14 protein-coding genes, 1 tRNA gene and 3 rRNA genes are annotated in these 20174 nt (G+C 34.5%); 7 read left to right on the plus strand and 11 right to left on the minus strand.

The features are described from left to right. Position 1: 1 nt before the first annotated feature. The 7 genes from CVIC12175_RS04690 to CVIC12175_RS04720 are packed head-to-tail and all read left to right on the plus strand — an operon-like array spanning position 2 to position 5832. Positions 2 to 367, plus strand: a complete 366-nt coding sequence (locus tag CVIC12175_RS04690) for a c-type cytochrome (RefSeq protein WP_086246340.1) — start codon at positions 2 to 4, stop codon at positions 365 to 367. Further along, the gene (gene hemL / locus CVIC12175_RS04695) at positions 357 to 1628 is read left to right on the plus strand and encodes a glutamate-1-semialdehyde 2,1-aminomutase (protein ID WP_086303132.1); all 1272 of its coding nucleotides are present in this window, start codon (positions 357 to 359) and stop codon (positions 1626 to 1628) included. Before CVIC12175_RS04690 ends, hemL begins: the two co-directional genes overlap by 11 nt. Then, a complete protein-coding gene (locus CVIC12175_RS04700; RefSeq protein ID WP_086246338.1) occupies positions 1625 to 1885 on the plus strand; it encodes an AtpZ/AtpI family protein in 261 nt (86 codons plus the stop codon). Before hemL ends, CVIC12175_RS04700 begins: the two co-directional genes overlap by 4 nt. Continuing rightward, complete coding sequence (locus tag CVIC12175_RS04705) at positions 1854 to 2348, plus strand: hypothetical protein (RefSeq protein WP_086303130.1); 495 nt, start codon at positions 1854 to 1856, stop codon at positions 2346 to 2348. Before CVIC12175_RS04700 ends, CVIC12175_RS04705 begins: the two co-directional genes overlap by 32 nt. Further along, complete coding sequence (locus tag CVIC12175_RS04710) at positions 2335 to 3555, plus strand: MFS transporter (protein WP_086256994.1); 1221 nt, start codon at positions 2335 to 2337, stop codon at positions 3553 to 3555. Before CVIC12175_RS04705 ends, CVIC12175_RS04710 begins: the two co-directional genes overlap by 14 nt. Next, positions 3539 to 5563 (plus strand): flagellar hook-length control protein FliK, encoded by a 2025-nt coding sequence (locus CVIC12175_RS04715; RefSeq protein ID WP_086256993.1) that lies wholly within the window; start codon positions 3539 to 3541, stop codon positions 5561 to 5563. The genes CVIC12175_RS04710 and CVIC12175_RS04715 overlap by 17 nt, the downstream gene beginning before the upstream one ends. A 2-nt stretch (positions 5564 to 5565) precedes the next feature. Then, a complete protein-coding gene (locus CVIC12175_RS04720) occupies positions 5566 to 5832 on the plus strand; it encodes a FlhB-like flagellar biosynthesis protein (protein WP_086246334.1) in 267 nt (88 codons plus the stop codon). Here the strand turns inward: CVIC12175_RS04720 and zupT are convergent. The 11 genes from zupT to CVIC12175_RS04775 all read right to left on the minus strand — a co-directional run bounded on the left by zupT (position 5829) and on the right by CVIC12175_RS04775 (position 20118). Continuing rightward, positions 5829 to 6698, minus strand: a complete 870-nt coding sequence (zupT, locus tag CVIC12175_RS04725; RefSeq protein ID WP_086256992.1) for a zinc transporter ZupT — start codon at positions 6696 to 6698, stop codon at positions 5829 to 5831. The two genes, CVIC12175_RS04720 and zupT, sit on opposite strands and share 4 nt — an antisense overlap. A gap of 368 nt (positions 6699 to 7066) precedes the next feature. Further along, complete coding sequence (locus CVIC12175_RS04730) at positions 7067 to 8632, minus strand: flagellin B (protein WP_086315885.1); 1566 nt, start codon at positions 8630 to 8632, stop codon at positions 7067 to 7069. Between the two features lie 1334 nt (positions 8633 to 9966). Continuing rightward, positions 9967 to 10085, minus strand: a 5S ribosomal RNA gene (gene rrf, locus CVIC12175_RS04735). Between the two features lie 141 nt (positions 10086 to 10226). After that, positions 10227 to 13132: ribosomal RNA gene (locus tag CVIC12175_RS04740) — 23S ribosomal RNA — on the minus strand. Between the two features lie 475 nt (positions 13133 to 13607). Next, a tRNA-Ala gene (locus tag CVIC12175_RS04745) sits at positions 13608 to 13683 on the minus strand. 81 nt (positions 13684 to 13764) lie between these two features. Beyond that, positions 13765 to 15276, minus strand: a 16S ribosomal RNA gene (locus CVIC12175_RS04750). Together the 16S, 23S and 5S rRNA genes with 1 tRNA gene alongside form the textbook arrangement of a ribosomal RNA operon. A gap of 335 nt (positions 15277 to 15611) precedes the next feature. Beyond that, positions 15612 to 16802, minus strand: a complete 1191-nt coding sequence (locus CVIC12175_RS04755) for a YdgA family protein (protein ID WP_086257203.1) — start codon at positions 16800 to 16802, stop codon at positions 15612 to 15614. A gap of 2 nt (positions 16803 to 16804) precedes the next feature. Then, positions 16805 to 17365: a DedA family protein gene (locus tag CVIC12175_RS04760; protein WP_086257204.1), complete on the minus strand. Its 561-nt coding sequence runs from the start codon at positions 17363 to 17365 to the stop codon at positions 16805 to 16807. Continuing rightward, on the minus strand, positions 17365 to 17994 hold the full coding sequence (locus CVIC12175_RS04765) for a lipid-binding SYLF domain-containing protein (RefSeq protein WP_086257205.1): 630 nt from the start codon (positions 17992 to 17994) through the stop codon (positions 17365 to 17367). Before CVIC12175_RS04765 ends, CVIC12175_RS04760 begins: the two co-directional genes overlap by 1 nt. Positions 17995 to 18002: 8 nt before the next feature. Beyond that, complete coding sequence (gene rny / locus CVIC12175_RS04770) at positions 18003 to 19559, minus strand: ribonuclease Y (RefSeq protein ID WP_086254697.1); 1557 nt, start codon at positions 19557 to 19559, stop codon at positions 18003 to 18005. Beyond that, positions 19489 to 20118 carry a 5-formyltetrahydrofolate cyclo-ligase gene (locus CVIC12175_RS04775; RefSeq protein ID WP_236861051.1) on the minus strand — a complete coding sequence of 210 codons (630 nt, stop codon included), beginning with the start codon at positions 20116 to 20118 and terminating at the stop codon, positions 19489 to 19491. Before CVIC12175_RS04775 ends, rny begins: the two co-directional genes overlap by 71 nt. Between the last annotated feature and the right edge of the window lie 56 nt (positions 20119 to 20174).

Consider the following 20174-nt stretch of genomic DNA (forward strand, 5'->3'; position numbering starts at 1 on the left):
TATGAAATTTATTGGCTTTTTTTTGCTTTTTACTACTTTTGCTTTTGGGAGTGAGTTTATTACTAAAAGCGAATACGCCAAAATGCTATATAAAAATCCACGCGGAATAGGCTGCAATAAGTGTCATGGCAGCAAGGGCGAAGGTGCATTAATAGTCAAATATAAAGCATTTAATAAAAAAAGCAATAAATATGAAGAGAGATCTTTAATGGCACCAAGAATAAATAATCTTGAATTTCAAAGATTTAAATTAGCTCTTGAAGATTCTAAAGGTATAATGCCATCATATTTTCTTACTCAAAATGAGATTGTAAATTTATTTGAATATATAACATCATTTAATAAGGATAAAAAAGATGAGAAATAAAGATGAATTTCTAGAGGCACAAAAATATATCCCAGGCGGAGTAAACTCTCCGGTTCGTGCCTTTGGCTCAGTTGGTTCTGATCCATTAATTATTGATAAAGGTGATCGTGAGTTTATATATGATATTGATGGTAATGAGTATATTGATTATGTTTTAAGCTGGGGGCCACTTATCTTTGGCCACTGCGATAAAGATATAGAAAATGCAGTTATTAATACAGCCAAAAAGGGTCTAAGCTTTGGAGCGCCATGTCTTCTTGAGACAGAACTTGCTAAGCTAGTTTTATCTAAATTCCCTCATCTTGATAAAATTCGCTTTGTAAGCAGCGGCACAGAAGCTACAATGAGCGCTATTAGACTTGCTCGTGGATATAGCAAAAAAGATGGAATTATCAAATTTGAAGGCTGTTATCACGGTCATAGCGATGGATTATTAGTAAAAGCTGGTAGTGGTGCTACAACTTTTGGCTACTCAAGCAGTCTTGGCGTACCAAATGATATAGTAAAAAATACCCATCTAGCCAAATATAATGATTTAAATAGCGTTGAAGAGTGCTTTAAAAATGCCGATATTGGCGTTATAATAGTTGAACCAATCGCTGGAAATATGGGATTAGTACCTGGTAGTGATGAGTTTTTAAATGGACTTAGAAAAATCTGCGATGAAAAAGGAGCAGTTCTAATTTTTGATGAAGTTATGAGTGGATTTAGAGCTAGTGCAACTGGTAGCTATGGATTAAATAAAATTAAAGCAGATATAGTTACATTTGGCAAGGTAATTGGTGGTGGTATGCCATGTGCAGCTTATGCTGGTAAAAAGGAGATAATGGAGCTAATTAGCCCACTTGGTGGAGTATATCAAGCTGGTACTTTAAGCGGAAATCCAGTCGCAATGGCTGCAGGTCTAGCCTCACTAAATAAAATTTATTCTAATGAGAATTTATTTATTAATTTAGAAAATAAGAGCAAATTTATAACTCAAGCAATGCAAGAAGCTGCTAAAGAAAATGGCATTCCACTTCAAACAGATGTAAGAGGCTCTATGTGGGGATTTTTCTTCAATGAAAATCCAGTAACCAACTACGCTCAAGCACTAAAAAGCGATACAGATAGATTTGCTAAATTCCATTTTGAAATGTTAAAAAAAGGAATCTATCTAGCACCAAGCCAGTTTGAGACTTGCTTTGTTTGCGAGCCATTAAGTCAAGCTAGCTTAGACAAAACAGCACAAGCTATAAAAGAGAGTTTTAAAGCGCTATGAGTGATAAAAGTAAAAAGATAAACACAGCCATAAAGGCAGCCGATAGTCTAAGCCTTGGGATTTCAATTGTTGTTGCAATTCTTATGGGTTTTGGTATTGGCTGGGGATTAAAAGAGCTAACTGGCTCAAACTGGGGTTTAGGTATTGGAATAGTAATTGGTGTAGGCGCTGCGATAAATAATATCTACAAAGCCTATAAATCTCAAGTAAAAAGCTACGCTGAATTTGATAAAAAGCAAAAAAGAGATGAAATTTAAAAATTTAGCCCTTTTTTATATAGTTTTAGATTCTATATTGATAGCTGTTACTTCGGCTTTTGGATCGGTTGAGCTTTTAAATTCACAAGTTGCATTTATATGCTCAACTTTGATTTTATTTGCTAGTTATTTTGGATACAAAAGTAGAGTCAAAAATAAAAGCATAAATTATCAGCTAAGCGAGCAAGAAATTGAACTTTTTGAAGATGATATAGATGAGCAAACCCAAGAGCTAGATACTCAAGATAGCAATAACAAAAATGATAAAAAACCAGCCAAATTCCGTAAAATAGATATTTTAGGTGCGTTTAAGCCACTTAGACTTATTGGCTATCTTATCTTGATTGTAGCCTTTTTTGCTCTACTTAGACAGGGAATTTTTGAGCCTATATCATTTTTGGTTGGACTTGCTTTAATGCCACTTGGAGTCTTTATCGCAGGAGTTTTTTATGGCAGGAAGTAAAAGAGCTATAACCTCGCTAAATGCTTTATTTATAGGTGTTAGCTTTATCTTTATAGCTAGTGGTTTAGTAGTTAGTTCTGCTGGTGTTTTGCTAAATGATATGGGCGCTTCAAAGACACAAATTGGCCTTATTACATCATTCTTTTTTATAGGTGCTATTACTTGCACTATAGTATCTCATAGGCTTATCTCTAAGGTAGGTCATATGAGAGCCTATGCTATATTTACGGCACTTTTTGCTATTTCAGCTCTTCTTCACGATATGAGCAACAATCTAATATTTTGGGCGATTTTAAGATTTATGCTTGGATTTTGCTATTATAGTATTGTTTTAATTGTAGAGAGCTGGCTAAATGAGAAGATTCCAAATTCAGTTCGCTCAAGAGTGCTTGGATTTTATGAGATTGTATTTTATAGCACTTTTGCCATTGGGGCTGTGATTATGAGTATGGATCTTAGCACTACTAAGGTTTTTTTAATAGGAACCATCTCAATTATTCTTGGCTCAATTCCTCTAAATTTTCTTAAAATCAAATCGCCAAAAATACCAAAAGCAATAAGCATTAGCCTACCACGGATTTATAATATAGCACCATTAGCCCTTGCTACAAGTATTATAGCTGGACTTACGATGAACGGATTTTTCTCTATGGCTTCGCTATTTATAATTACTCAAGGCTATACTCCAGCACAAGCTGGTATCTTTATAATCATCGGTATGTGTGGTGGATTTATGGCTCATACTATATTTGGAACAATTTCAGATAAATTTGGCAGAAAATTGGCAATTATTCTAGCTTCTAGTATAGCTTTATTTGCTTGTTTAGGATTTATATCTGTTAATCCAGATATTATTGCACAATATATTATTGTATTTTTTTTAGGATTTGGGATATTTGTACTCTATGCCCTAGCCTTAGCTAGAGCAAATGATATAGTTACAGATAAAAATGCCTATGTAGAAGTTGTAAGAGCTTTACTTTTTAGCTATTTGATTGGCTCATTTTTATCTACTATTATAATTGGATTTTTGATAAACCAATTTGGCTTTACAGCCTTTATATATTACTATATCGTTTTATTAGCATTTTTAATAATTTTTGCTATATTTCAAAAAAATGTACCAAAAGAACAAGAAGTGGCATTTACTCGCCATAGTGGCCACAGCGTAATATTTGATGAGTTAAATAATGATAATAGTAAATAATACCCCAACCCAGCAACCAACTCAAAATAAAGATGAAAAGAAAACTTCATCAAAGGAAAATAGCACTACAACTACCTTAAATGATGGCAAAACCATACTAAAAAAACCAACCCAAGGTGTTGTAATTGAGCAGACTAAACTCGATTTAGAATTAAATAAATTCACATCAAAACTATTAAATGCTCTAAAAGCCAATATAGATGATGGCTCATATAAACAAAATGCCCTTGCCCAAATCAAATCATCTCAAGTAGCTCCAAATTTAGCCAAAGATCTAACATTAATCTTAAAATCCATAAAATCAGATCCAGCCCTAAGTCAATTAGGGGCTAAATTAGAGAGCTTTATCAAGCCAGTTGAACATATAAAAACCACAAATATAGCCCAAACCATCAAGGATACAGGCATAATGCTAGAGGCTAAACTCGCCCAAACACTAAAGCCTGAAATTTTACCAACTAGCATAAAAACCCTACTATCCCAGATGAAAAATACAGCCAATAAAGACCTAGCCCTAGCCTTTATAACTTTAGCAAATACACAAGATAGTGATCCAAATCAAAGCTTTAATGCGCTTTTAGATATCTTACAAAAAAATAAACTCAAAAATGATGAAGTTCTAAAAAGCTCAAATTTCAAACCACTTTTAGAAGCCAATGCCAAACTTGAAAATATAGCTAAATTTTTAGATAAAATAGCAAATCAAATTCAAACTAATCCCAAAAATCCAATCTCAATCGAACAAAATATCTCACGCACGATAAATCAAGCACAAAATGTGATAAAAAATATAGAAACAACCCTATCGCAAATTAATTTTAATCATCCAAATTTAAAAAATGTAAAACCTCTAAACAATCAGCTAAGCCAGATGATATCTGATATAAAAGAGAGTTTAAAAGAGCTAAAATCACACATTACCACACCTGCTACAGATATAAAAGAGCTAAAACTTATCCAAAATATAGCTAGCAATAATAGACAATCTGCTTTTTTAGATTCTCAAAATATCAAACAAATAGCCACTACTGCTAAAACAGCCACTAATAACATAAATGAAGCTATAAATATTATTAAAAATCTAGACCCAGCCATATCTCAAAAATTAAACCAAAATATACAAAATAGCAAAACTTTAGTTGCCTCATTAAATACTCAATCAAATTTACAAACACCAAATAGCATATCCTCTGCCACGCAAGCCATACAAACCTCACAAACCCAATCAATACCAAATCTAGAAAGTATAATAAATAGCATAAATCCAGCCCAAAATAGTATAAATTTAAATAACTTTATTCAGCATATTAATACCGATGCTAATAATTTTAATTTACAAGATAAATTATCAATGGCTGCTAGAAAATTATCAAATATTATTAACTTTTTTGATAAAAATAGCCAAGAAGCTAAAAATAATATAATCGAATTAAAAAGCCTAATAAAAGCTACAAATTTAGCCAAATCAGATATAGCAAATATAATGCCAAATGATAAAAATTTATCTGCTCAAGCCTTGCAAAACGATGTCAAAGCGACACTTTTAGCGCTAAAAGAGGCTACAGCTAATCAGCCAAATCAAGCAGCACTAAATCAAAATATAAATAGACTTCTAACCCAAATTGAAATGCATCAACTAATTAGCTACGCTCAAAACTCACTCCAAACATATCTACCATATTCATGGGATGCTTTAGAAAGTAGTAGCGTAGCATTTAAACAAGGCAAAAAGAATAGATTTTATGCTAAAATTGATCTAAATTTCACCCATTTTGGCCATGTAGATATCGTAATTGCATTAAGCGATAATAAATATATAGATATTAGCATTGCTACTGGAACAGTCGAATTTAAAGATTTAATCTTAGGTTCTAGCAAAGAGTTAAAAACCGCAATAACTGGTCTTGGATTAATAGTAAGTAGCTTTACACTAGCCCACAAACCTAAAAAAACCCCATATAATCAAATAGATAAAGCATTTGATTTTGGATTTAATAAAAAGGCATAAATATGGCAAAAAAGATTAAAAAAGCAGTTGCCCTAGGATATAATAAAGATAAAAATAACGCTCCAAAGGTTTTAGCTAGCGGCAAGGGCGAAGTAGCTCACAAAATCATAGAAGCTGCCAAAATATATAAAGTCCCAATCAAAGAAGATAGCGATCTAGTAGAGATTCTAAGCAAGGTAGATATCAATCAAGAAATCCCACCAAATCTTTATAAAGCCGTTGCTGAAGTATTTAGCTTTCTTTATCGCACTACAAAGCTAAAAAATTAAATCCCAAGCAAAATAAGACTCACTGCCATCACAGCCATACCACCAACTAATCCATATAAACTATCATGTGCCTTATCATAACTTCTAGCAGCAGGCAAAAGCTCATCAAAACTAATAAACACCATAATTCCAGCTACAACACCAAAAACCACTGCCAAAACTATATCGTTCAAAAATGGCATTAAAATCAAAGCACCAACAACAGCACCAACAGGCTCAGCAAGTCCAGATAGACAAGAGTAGATAAAGGCTCTTTTTTTATCTCCAGTAGCGTGATATATAGGCAAAGAGACTGCAAGACCTTCTGGAATATTATGCAAAGCTACAGCTATAGCAATCACTACACCAAAACTAAACGATTCAACACCACTAATAAATGTCGCAAACCCTTCAGGAAAATTATGCAAAGTAATAGCAAAAGCTGTTATAACTCCAGTTCTTTTAAGACGCTTTAATCCAGAAGTACTAATACCTGGATGATATATAGGTCGTGGTTCATTTTGACTTGGAAGTGGGCAAAATTTAAGTTCATCAAGGCTATCTTTTGGCTCATGTGGATTTAGATCGCTTGGTATAAACTTATCAATCAAAGCAGTCAAAATAATCCCACCAAAAAACGCAAGCAATCCTATAAGTTCAGCATTTTTATTCTCAAAAACTCTAGCAAACTCACCCATAGAATCAGGCAAAATTTCCATAAACGAGATATAAATCATCACCCCAGCACTAAATCCAAGCCCAATGCTAAGAAGTCTATAATCATCTTTTTTGCTAAAAAATGCAATCACAGCACCAATTGAAGTAGAAAACCCAGCAAATAAAGTAAGTAAAAACGCATAAAATAATTGATTAAATTCAAATTCCATTTATATACCCAAATAATAATTTTTATTATTAAACTATAATATCGCTAAATTTTAGCTTTAAAAAATAGCAAATTTAGATATTATTTATAACTTTATACCTTCTTATTAGTATAAATGAACCAACCGATATACATATATCTATTTATTATAATAATTTTGATACTAAATTTTCAAATTTATACTACTTAATAATACAAACCCTAAGATATTAAATTTACTAATCTATTTAGACTATAATATAAACTTTTAAATAATTTTAAACTATTAAGAATTATGAAAATTTCAAATCACCAAGCTAACAAGTTGGCTGATAAATAAGATAAAAGATTTAACCCCAAAGAGGCTAGATTTAGTCTCTTTGGGTTAAATTACTGAAGCAGTCTTAAGATATTTTGTTGCACTGAGTTAGCTTGACTCATAGCATAGCTACCACTTTGGGCTAGTATGTTAAATTTAGAGAAGTTTGCACTCTCACTAGCAAAGTCCACATCTCTTATTTGAGATTCAGCTGATTTTACATTTACTTGAGTAACTGTAATATTGTTTATAGTAGCTACTAATTGGTTTTGTACTGAACCTAGATCAGCTCTTAATTTATCTAGAGTTTTTCTAGCTGATTCAGCTACATCTATCATAGCTTGAGCACCACCATAGGTATTTACGCCACCAGTTTGGTCTGTCAATTGACCAGCATTAGATGCACCACCATTAAAGAAGCCCATAGCTTTAGCCATAGCAGCACTAATCGTGCCAGAATTCATATATTTTAAATTTACTGAAGCTTGATTGTAAGTAGCCGTTGCGATTGAAGCTACCGTAATAGCCGCTGCAGACATACCGCTAATAACTGACATATTATTTAAACCTATTTTAATATCTCTAGCATCTTGACGAATAAATGTCATTGTTCCTAACATAATGGCACCGCCATCTGATGCCGCTACGCTTGTACCAGCTGAATAGCCACCCATAAAACTAGCACCAGAAACTACATTTAATCTAATAGCTCTACCATCCTTAGCTGCTAGAACCAATTTACCATTATCAAGGCTAGCTTCTACGCCGGTTTCATCTTTTTTAGCATTGATTGCACCGATTAATACATTATCGCTATCGTTTGCTTTTACAGTGATATTACCAATAGTTACGCCATTGATTACTAAACCTTGAATATTGCCCGCAGATATTCCATTACTAAAAATTTGAGTATTATTAACCTTAACTTTTACACCAGTTTTATCTGAAACTCCGTTCATCATTTCAGCTACAGCTTTGTAGCCATCTGTTTGCATCGCAGTAGAAGCTATTTTTTGAAATTCATAACCATTAGGATATCCATCTATACCACTGAGTTTTACTTGAACACCGGATAATGTAGACAATACTGAAAATCTAGCATTATTTGTAGTCTCAAACCTAGTATGCCCAATAGTATTTGAGTTTGTAGCACCTATGCTTACTTTAGCAGTTTCATTACTATAAGCACCAATTTGGAAGTTTTTATTTGAGAAGTTACCATTTAGTAGTTGTTGTCCATTAAAGCTTGTAGTAGTAGCTATCATATCTAGCTCTTCAAGTAGTCTGCTAATATCATTTTGAAGTGCTCTTCTAGAATCAGAGTTTTGACCATCTTGTGCTGCTTGGATAGCTTTAGTTTTAATAGTATCAAGTATTTTAATCTGTTCATCCATAGCTTTATCTGCAGTTTGAACAATACCAATTGCATCATTACCATTAGCAATTGCTTGACCTAAAGAGTTAGCTTGGCTTTTTAGTGAATCAGCAATAACAAGACCAGAAGCATCATCAGCTGCTGTTTGAATTCTAAGACCTGAACTTAGGCGACCTAGTGAGCTAGTAAGCTCTCTATCAGTAATAAGTGAGTTAGCATGTGCATTCATAGCTGCAATGTTAGTGTTAATTCTAAAACTCATTGTATATCCTTTAAAGTAAAATAATTTGGCTTAAACTTAATCCTTTGTTTAAGCATATACCATTATATCGCACACAATATTAATTTATTTATATGGGGGGGGGGGGAATTTGATATATTTTTCATAAAATTTGCAAATTTCTTTATAAATTTAATAGAATTTGAGTTAAATTTGATAAATGTAACTATTTTATCATAAGATGAAATTTGAGAAATTTTAAAGAATTTAGCCATATAGTTAAAATGTAATGCAAGTGTAATTAAATTTAAAAGATTTGAGAGTTTGGCTAGAAATAAGGGGTGAGATGGGTGGTTATTGCAAGAAAGATAAAGATAAATAGATCTATAAAAATATTGATTAAATAGCTTTAAAACCATATAAAAGTATCAAATATAAATACACTATAAGACAAGAAGCTACTCTTATGAGTGGTAAAAGTTTTAAATTTGCTGAAGTTATTAAATAAGGTAGTAGATAGAACCCATAGGGGTTGTATTTCTTCACTTTCGTGGGGTAAAGCTTAATAGCTTGACAATAATTACGCAAAGTAATATAATTACCATGAATACAAATTTTAGCATTTATTCTTTTCTCCTTTCTATGGAGACAGAATTTGCCATAGGGGAGCCACCCTATGGCATAATCCCCATAACGCAATATATCATTATAATCTACTGATTTTCTTAAATTTTATACAACTCCACTTTTAAATCTTTACACACTATCCCATAATTAAAATAATAAAATCAACTAATATAATAAAAAGCAGCTTTTAACATAGCATAAACCAAATATTTTATAAAAATATAAAAATATAAAAATATAAAAATATAAAAATATATGCCCAATACTATTTATTTAACACATATATATTATAAAGAGTAAAATCAGATAAAATATAAAGATTAATAATCACGAATTTAGTTAAACAGTATAGCTATACCTTTAAAAAGATGAATTATAAAATAGATAATCTATATAAAGCTTATAAATAAACCATACATAAAATAATAACCATATAAAACTACTAACACTAAACACAATATAAAATTTCACACATAAACCCTATAATAAGGATAATAAGGATATAGACAATCTTATATAAAATATAAATATAAAACCCTAGATATAAAAAGAAGAATACGCAAATAGATATAAATAGATATAAATAGATATAAATAGATATAAATAGATATAAATAGATATAAATAGATATAAATAGATATAAATAGATATAAACCTAAAACATACTAGTAAAACAGATAAAGAATATAAAATATTGATTATATAATAAATATTGATTATATAATAAAATAAGATATAGAATATAACAAAGCTCGCAGCAACCTACTTTTCCAACATCCCAGTAAGGGAGAGTATCATCGGCCATGATGAGCTTAGCTTCTTGGTTCGAGATGGAGCAAGGCGTTTCCTCATCTGTATAGCCACGAGCAGTGTTAAATAAAATATCATATTAATATAATATCTTATTTAACACTACTAATGTTAAATAATATTGTTAAAAATCACTGTCTTAATATCAAACAGACCCTATAAGAATAAAAGTTTATCCTTAACAAGGAAGTGATGCTTATAAGATAAGCAAACGAGCTATTAGTACTGGTCAGCTAAAGGACTCTCATCCATTACACACCCAGCCTATCAAACTAGTAGTCTACTAGAGCTCTTAAAAGAAGATTCATCTTGGAGTTGGCTTCGAGCTTAGATGCTTTCAGCTCTTATCACATCCCAGCTTAGCTACTCAGCGATGCTCTTGGCAGAACAACTGATACACCAGTGGCTGGTTCAACCCGGTCCTCTCGTACTAGGGTCAACTCTCCTCAATCTTCTTACGCCCACGGCAGATAGGGACCGAACTGTCTCACGACGTTCTGAACCCAGCTCGCGTACCGCTTTAAATGGCGAACAGCCATACCCTTGGGACCTGCTCCAGCCCCAGGATGCGATGAGCCGACATCGAGGTGCCAAACCTCCCCGTCGATGTGAGCTCTTGGGGGAGATCAGCCTGTTATCCCCGGGGTACCTTTTATCCTTTGAGCGATGGCCCTTCCACACAGAACCACCGGATCACTAAGACCGACTTTCGTCTCTGCTTGACATGTACGTCTCGCAGTTAAGCTGGCTTATGCCTTTATACTCTACGAACGATTTCCAACCGTTCTGAGCCAACCTTTGTAAGCCTCCGTTACATTTTGGGAGGCGACCGCCCCAGTCAAACTACCCACCAGACATTGTCCTACTTGAGGATAACTCAAGCTAGTTAGCTACCCAAATAAAGAAGAGTGGTATCTCAACAATGGCTCACCATAAACCAGAGTCTATGGATCAAAGCCTCCCACCTATCCTGCGCATCTTTATCCAAATAGCAGTGTCAAGCTGTAGTAAAGGTCCACGGGGTCTTTCCGTCTTGCCGCGGGTAGGAGGAATTTTCACCTCCACTACAATTTCACTGGATCCCTCTTTGAGACAGCTCCCATCTCGTTACGCCATTCATGCAGGTCGGTATTTAACCGACAAGGAATTTCGCTACCTTAGGACCGTTATAGTTACGGCCGCCGTTTACTCGGGCTTCGATCAAGAGCTTCGCTAATGCTAACCCCATCAATTAACCTTCGAGCACCGGGCAGGCGTCACACCCTATACATCCTCTTACGAGTTAGCAGAGTGCTGTGTTTATGGTAAACAGTCGGGAGGGACTCTTTGTTGTAACCTTCAATGCTTTGGGAGTAAATCTTAATACACTGGTAGGCACACCTTATACCGAAGATACGGTGCTATTTTGCAGAGTTCCTTAAAGAGAGTTCTTCCACGCGCCTTAGAATACTCATCCCACCCACCTGTGTCGGTTTACGGTACGGGCAATTATTACTAAACTTAGAAACTTTTCTTGGCTCGATAGTATCATGGATTCTCCATCTACTCCGAAGAGCGTCAAGAGCCTTTGAGGTCTCGGATAGAGAGTTACGGATTTGCCTATAACTCAACCTACGCCCTTAGACTAGCACTTCCATCCGCTAGCTCCACTAACTTTAAGCGTCCTTCCATCGCACATAATAATTGGTATCGGAATATTAACCGATTTTCCATCGCATACCCCTTTCGGACTTTGCTTAGGACCCGACTAACCCTACGATGACGAGCATCGCGTAGGAAACCTTGGGTTTACGGCGCCCAGGATTCTCACCTGAGTTATCGCTACTCATGCCTGCATGCTCACTTCTATCCGCTCCAGCACTCCTTACCGGTATACCTTCAACGCTGAATAGAACGCTCTCCTACCACTTGTAAAAACAAGTCTAAAGCTTCGGTACTCATTTTAGCCCCGTTATATTTTCCGCGCAGAATCACTAGACCAGTGAGCTATTACGCTTTCTTTAAAGGATGGCTGCTTCTAAGCCAACCTCCTGGTTGTTTCAGTAACTCCACATCGTTTTCCACTTAAATGAGATTTAGGGACCTTAGCTGTTAGTCTGGGTTGTTCCCCTCTCGACGACGGATTTTATCACTCGCCGCCTGACTGCTGTGATTACACTTTGCGCATTCGGAGTTTGATAGGGTTTGGTACATTGGTGTATGCCCTAGCCCATTCAGTGCTCTACCTCACAAAGTTACTACACAACGCTATACCTAAATATATTTCGGAGAGAACCAGCTATCACGATGTTTGATTGGCCTTTCACCCCTATCCACAAGTCATCAGGAGCCTTTTCAACGGCCGTCTGTTCGGTCCTCCACTGGCTCTTACACCAGTTTCAACCTGCTCATGGATAGATCACATCGTTTCGGGTCTGCAGCATCTGACTATACGCCCTATTAAGACTCGCTTTCGCTACGGCTCCGGGTTTCCTTAACCTCGCCAGACACCACAACTCGCAGGCTCATTATGCAAAAGGCAGTCCATCACCCTGATAAATCATAGGGCTCTGAATGATTGTAAGCAAATGGTTTCAGGTTCTATTTCACTCTGATCACCTCAGTTCTTTTCACCTTTCCCTCACGGTACTTGTGCACTATCGGTCTAGTAGTAGTATTTAGGGTTGGATAGTGGTCTACCCAGCTTCAGACAGGATTACACGTGTCCCGCCCTACTCAGGATCCTGCTAAGTATAAACGCACTTTCATATACGGGAGTATCACCCTCTACGCTTAAGCTTTCCAGCTTATTCTATTAGTTTGTTTAAGTCTATATTGCAGTCCTACAACCCCACTAGCAAGCTAGTGGTTTGCCCTCTTACGCGTTCGCTCGCCGCTACTAGCGTAATCTCTTTTGATTTCTTTTCCTGTTGGTACTAAGATGTTTCAATTCCCAACGTTCGCTCCGCATTGCGGTAGTATATATCACTATATACTGGGTTGCCCCATTCAGAAATTCCCGGATCAAAGCCCCTTGACGGCTCCCCGAGACTTATCGCAGCCTGGCACGTCTTTCATCGCCTCTACTAGCCAAGGCATCCACCATTTGCTCTTAGTAGCTTACCTTTTTTATTAGATTATTATGTATATTCTAATTCGCATCACTTCCTTGTTAAAGATAAAGTTAAATAGATAAGAATAAAATAGATAATTATAAAGAAGTTATTTAAAACTATTTAAGAATTAATCTCTTAGTTCCTATTTATCTCTATTTAGATTTATAATATTTGAATTTAAATTTAATAAGACGGAAAGCATTAACATACTATTAAGTAAGCTTTAAAAACTTAATAGCTTGTGAAGTTAATATTTATACTCTATATAAACTATATTGGGATAACATAATATAGAGTAGTTGCAATCAAATCAAATTCAAAGCTTTAACAAGTCCTGTAAAATTGTTTTAAATATTAAAACTTGATTGTGACTTTTAACAATGGTAAATTAAATAACTTTAGACTATTTATAAAGTCTAATAAGAAAGTTTAAGCTAAACTCTCTGATTAGGCTTTAATAAATATACTATCTTTATAATAGATTATGGTGGAGAATAGCGGGATCGAACCGCTGACCTCCTGCGTGCAAAGCAGGCGCTCTCCCAGCTGAGCTAATTCCCCTTGTCAATCCCTCAAACCTAAACAAGTGTGATTGAGACTCCTTTGAAGTGATAATTGTGAGATCATCACTTTGTACTCTAGAAAGGAGGTGATCCAACCGCAGGTTCTCCTACGGTTACCTTGTTACGACTTCACCCCAGTCGCTGATTCCACTGTGGACGGTAACTAGTTTAGTATTCCGGCTTCGAGTGAAATCAACTCCCATGGTGTGACGGGCGGTGAGTACAAGACCCGGGAACGTATTCACCGTAGCATGGCTGATCTACGATTACTAGCGATTCCGGCTTCATGCTCTCGAGTTGCAGAGAACAATCCGAACTGGGACATATTTTATAGATTTGCTCCATCTCGCGATATTGCGTCTCATTGTATATGCCATTGTAGCACGTGTGTCGCCCTGGGCATAAGGGCCATGATGACTTGACGTCGTCCACACCTTCCTCCTCCTTACGAAGGCAGTATATTTAGAGTGCTCAGCCGAACTGTTAGCAACTAAATACGTGGGTTGCGCTCGTTGCCGGACTTAACCGAACATCTCACGACACGAGCTGACGACAGCCGTGCAGCACCTGTCACTAAGTTCTAGCAAGCTAGCACCCTCGTATCTCTACAAGGTTCTTAGGATATCAAGCCCAGGTAAGGTTCTTCGCGTATCTTCGAATTAAACCACATGCTCCACCGCTTGTGCGGGTCCCCGTCTATTCCTTTGAGTTTTAATCTTGCGACCGTACTCCCCAGGCGGTATACTTAATCCGTTAGGTGCATTACTGCCATGACTAGCACAGCAACAACTAGTATACATCGTTTAGGGCGTGGACTACCAGGGTATCTAATCCTGTTTGCTCCCCACGCTTTCACGCATTAGCGTCAGTTAAGTTCCAGCAGATCGCCTTCGCAATGGGTATTCCTGGTGATCTCTACGGATTTTACCCCTACACCACCAATTCCATCTGCCTCTCCCTCACTCTAGATTATCAGTTTCTCAAGCAGTTTAATGGTTGAGCCATTAGATTTCACAAAAGACTTGATAATCCGCCTACGCGTCCTTTACGCCCAGTGATTCCGAGTAACGCTTGCACCCTCCGTATTACCGCGGCTGCTGGCACGGAGTTAGCCGGTGCTTATTCGTTAGGTACCGTCATTGTTCTTCCCTAACAAAAGGAGTTTACGCTCCGAAAAGTGTCATCCTCCACGCGGCGTTGCTGCTTCAGGGTTTCCCCCATTGAGCAATATTCCCTACTGCTGCCTCCCGTAGGAGTCTGGACCGTGTCTCAGTTCCAGTGTGACTGATCATCCTCTCAGACCAGTTATGCGTCATAGCCTTGGTGAGCTATTACCTCACCAACTAGCTGATACAATATAGTCTCATCCTACACCGAAAAAACTTTCCCGACTTAACTTGTGTTAAGAAGGAGTATGGAGTATTAGCAGTCATTTCTAACTGTTGTCCTCCAGTGTAGGGCAGATTAACTATACATTACTCACCCGTGCGCCACTAACTCATAAGAGCAAGCTCTTACTTGTCCGTTCGACTTGCATGTATTAGGCACGCCGCCAGCGTTCACTCTGAGCCAGGATCAAACTCTCCATAAAAAATTAAAGTAGATAAACTACTTAAGTATTATGAAGTTTTAATCTAAAAACTTTATATTATGTATATAAGTGTTGAATCTAATATTATATAATATAGATTCTGGCTCAATCGATCACTTGTTTAGATTTCAAAGATTGACTATAAAAGATAGTTTAACATTATATAAATTAAAAAACAAAAAACGATAAAGAGATGATTTAACCAAGTTTAAAAGATGGTTAAGGTGTTTCTCAATTCGTGAGCTGGAATTATATAGGAGATATGCTTAAAAGTTGCTTAAATGGGTGGATAAATTTGAGAAATTTTATAAATTTATGAAATTCTTGAATTTTTTCTATTTATTTATTAAAATATTTGAGATAATATCGCTAAATTTAACTGAATTATTAAAAATTATCTCGTTATTTTGGATATCAGATTTAAATTTAGATATATAACCTTCATTATTTTGAATCAATATTCCATTACTTATCAAAAATTTTTCATATATAGATAAAAACTCTAGTCCTTTTAAAGTAGATAATGGCTTATATGCTTTAAGCTCGCCATTTAAATTTAACTTTTCTGCTTTTAGAGTTTGGCTATTTCCAAAAATACTAAATTTAAAATCAAAAATATCTTTAACACTCAAACTATCTATATACAACTTTGGTTCATTTGCCATAAAATCATACATTAAGTCTTGAGTATTAGAATCAAGTATAATTTTAAATAGGTTTTTATAGCTATTTATATCTATATTTTCCAATCTAATCTTAGAACTAATATCATTAAAATCTATACCATTTATCATAATATATTTACTTACTATATCAGCAGTAATATTTGCTAGAGCATCAACCTTGCTTTTAAAATTAATCTTTATCTCATCACTTGATATATCAATAGGATTTACCTTTGCTTTTAGATGTTCTATGATAAGAGTTGTTTCATTTGAAGAAAATATATGCTGGCTTAAATTATTAAATTCAATTCCATTAATATAATTAGCTTCAAATACAACTCCACTAATACCACCATTAATATCATCAAATTCTAAATTAGCCTTATTAATATTAGCTTTTATAAAATATAACTTACTAGAATCCATAATAGCTTCTATATCAATACTAGATAACTTTAAAAAGCTATGATTTTCCATAAATTTAATTGGAGATATCTTTGCATTTAAATGGATTGTATCGCTATTTATTGGAATATCTAAATCAAATTTAGCTAAAACTGCGCTATTTTGCTCTAAATCTTTAATATCTCCAATAATTTTAATTCCACTAAATATAGCCAAAGCATTATGATAGCTAGATAAATCTACATTTAGATTAAAATCTTTATATATAATAGTAGCATTTAAATCGGTAGAAAATATAGAGCTACTTTTATTTATATTATCTATTTTAAATTCTCTGTTGTCTTTAAGTATAGTTATGGCAGAATTAATTATAAAATTTGAATATAGATATGCATATCCTTGTATCCCGACTAATAAAATCAGTAAAGCGACAAGCACTAATGCAAATCTTTTCACTATCATCTCCTTTTAGTAGCCCAACTAAAATATATCCATATTGAGCCAAGTAGAGCAAATAAAAATATAGGTACGATATAAGCACGATCACCAAAATATGAAGCAAATTGTGATATAAATCCACCAGCATAATAGCTAACTAATCCAAAACTAATAGCCCATATAGCTGAGCAAATAGCATTGATAATAGCAAATTTTATCAAGCTATATTTAGTAAGTCCAATAGCTAGCGGAACTAAAGTTTTTAACCCATAGACATATTTTTTAATAAATATAATCTTATCTCCATATTTTTTAAATAAAATTTGAGCTAAAGCTAGCTTTCTTTTATGAGATTTAAAATATGGCATTACTGAGCTTTTATTATACCTACCCATATATACCAAAATCATATCGCCGATAAAATTTGCTATTGCTGCGATAATAATAGATAAAGTTAGGTTCATATTGCCTTCAAAACTCAAAAGACCTGCTCCAATAATAGCTACCATACCGCCACCAAGACTGTATAAAAATAAAATTATATAACCATAAGTTGATAAATTAGTAAGAATATCTTGCATTATCTTATCACCGATATAGCCTGCATAAGCTGCTCATAACCATATGAAGCAGTATCAAATTTGATTTTATCATCAACTGTTATTACAGAACCGCCAAGCTCTGCACCAACAAAAAAGCCTCTATTGTTAGTATAAGCATAAATATCACTAAGACCCATATCGCTAATGGCTTCACTATTTACACCATAATCCATAAAACTCACCGAAGCACTTGCGCTTAGCGTAAGTTTATTATCGTAAATATCTTTTATCACAGCTTTATTCATTACATACATTACAATAAAATTATTCTCATAACCAGCTTGCAATCCTATAGTTGCCCCACCAAGTCTAACTGGCACAGCACTCCATATGCTATTTTGATGGGCAGATATATTATCATCTATGTATTCTTGTGGTATATCATCACGCACCAACATTACACCACGACCTATTGTAGCACCAAGAATAAATCCAGCTTTAACAAATGTTGGAAAGATTATAATAGCAGATGAATTTGTAATAATAGACTGGTTAATTTTATTGGTTCTATTAACGAGATTATAGGCATTAGCACTATCTAAAAGCATCTCATTACCACCATAAAGCAGTCCAAAATTAAGCAAAATCAGCCAGATAATCTTTCTCATTTTCTCTCCTATTTTGCGTATTCTATAGCTCTTAATTCGCGTATTACATTTACTTTAATCTCACCTGGATATTGCATTTTACTCTCTATTTCTTCAGCAATCTCTTTGGCTAAAAGTACAGCCTCATCATCATTTACTAACTGAGCATTGGCAATTACTCTAATCTCACGACCAGCATTTATAGCATAAGCGTTTTTAATTCCCTCTTTTGAGTTTGCTATATTTTCTATCTCTTCTACTCTTTTTAAGAAACTCTCTAAAACTTCTCGTCTAGCACCAGGTCTAGCAGCCGATAATGCATCAGCAGCACACACTGCAGCACATTCTACACTTAGCGCCTCTTCATGACCATGATGAGCATATATAGCATTTATTACTACTGGATGTTCTTTATAACGTTTGCAAATTTCAGCACCTAAATCAACATGGCTACCTTGGTATTCATGCGTAAGCGCCTTACCAATATCATGCAATATACCTGCTCTAATAGCTAGCTTCTCATCTCCACCAGTCTCAGCAGCTATAATTCCTGCTAAGTGAGCAACCTCTAGACTATGAGCTAGGGCATTTTGACCATAGCTAGCTCTAAATTTCATTTTACCGATTAATTTAACAATTTCAGGATGAACCTTAGTAATTCCAAGATCTATTAATATATTTTCACCCTCTTCTAAAATACTAGCTTCAAATTCTTCACAAACTTTTTGATGAATCTCTTCTATTCTAGCTGGCTGAATTCTACCATCTTCTACAAGTAACTCAATTACCCTTGTAGCAATTGCCCTTCTGTAAAGATTAAAGCTTGAAAGCACAATAGCATGAGGAGTATCATCAATAATAATATCCACTCCTAAAACCATCTCAAGCGTCTTGATATTACGCCCTTCTTTGCCAATAATTCTACCTTTTAACTCATCATTTTTAATATCTACTACATTAATCAATCTCTCAGCAGCAAATTCTCCAGCAAATCTACTAGTAGCTTGAGCTAGGATATAATTGGCTTTTTTCTTAGCCTCTCTTTTAGCCTCTTCTTCATATTTTCTAACTATATGAGCTATATCGGCACGGCTTTTTTCTTCAACTTTTTTAAGTACCAATTCTTTAGCTTCATCTTGAGTAAGACCAGCTATGCGTTCCATAGTTTTTAGCACTTCATCAATCTTTTCTTGATATGAATTTTTTAAATTCAAGCCCTCTTCATATAAAGCATTAGCTCTATTTTGACTCTGTTCTAGATCATTTTTTAGATTGTTTAAGCTCTCTTTTTGAGATAATAAATTTTGCTCTTTTTTATTTATCTCATCAAATTTTTGATTATACTCTTTTTGAAGCTTACTGCCTTTTTCCTCATATCTTTTTTTAGCTTCAAACTCAGCCTCATTTACCTTAACTTTGGCATCTTTAAGTACGCTTTCAGCTTCAAATTCAATAGCCTTAGCTTTAGCTTTAGCCTGTTCTAAAAATATACTATAATTAGCATCATTTATCTTTTTAGATATTAGCCAACCACCACCGGCTCCGAAAATTAAGCCTCCTAACCCTACTAATGACATCTCTATCATAACATACCTTTTTAATATATTTTGTAGTAGGTGTGATATAAAAGTCTGCACAAATATCATGTGCATCACAAATTTTATCATCAATATACATATCTTTTATACTCACAAACACAATAACTGGTCTATATCCTAGACTATCAAAAAATCTATCATAAAATCCAGCACCATGCCCTACTCTAGCCATATTTGTATCTACTGCAATCACTGGCACTATTGCCATATCTATCTTTTTTTTATAAGCATTTGAATCTCTTGCTTCTTTAATTCCAAATTTAGATACAAAAAGGGGCAGACGCAATTTTACCATTTTTAAGCTTTTATCTACCATAAATGGGACAAATATTGTACAATTTTTTGCTAACTTGCGTCTAAGCATTATCAAATTTGGCTCTGTTTGCATCGGAGTAAAAATCAATAAATTTCTTACTTTATAAAACTTAATTAGCCTTAAAATATCCAAATTTAGTCTATTTTTATAACTATTAGCTACTCTTTTGGACTCTTTTTTTAGAGCAGTTTTAGCCATTTTTCTATAAGTTTGTTTATCATATTTAACCATAATATTAATCTTTATTTAGTATAATTGCAACATTTTACCAAAAAATTAGGAGAATT

Origin of the sequence: Campylobacter vicugnae (assembly GCF_002139875.1) — a bacterium.
In the GTDB taxonomy this organism is placed as follows: Bacteria; Campylobacterota; Campylobacteria; order Campylobacterales; family Campylobacteraceae; genus Campylobacter; species Campylobacter vicugnae.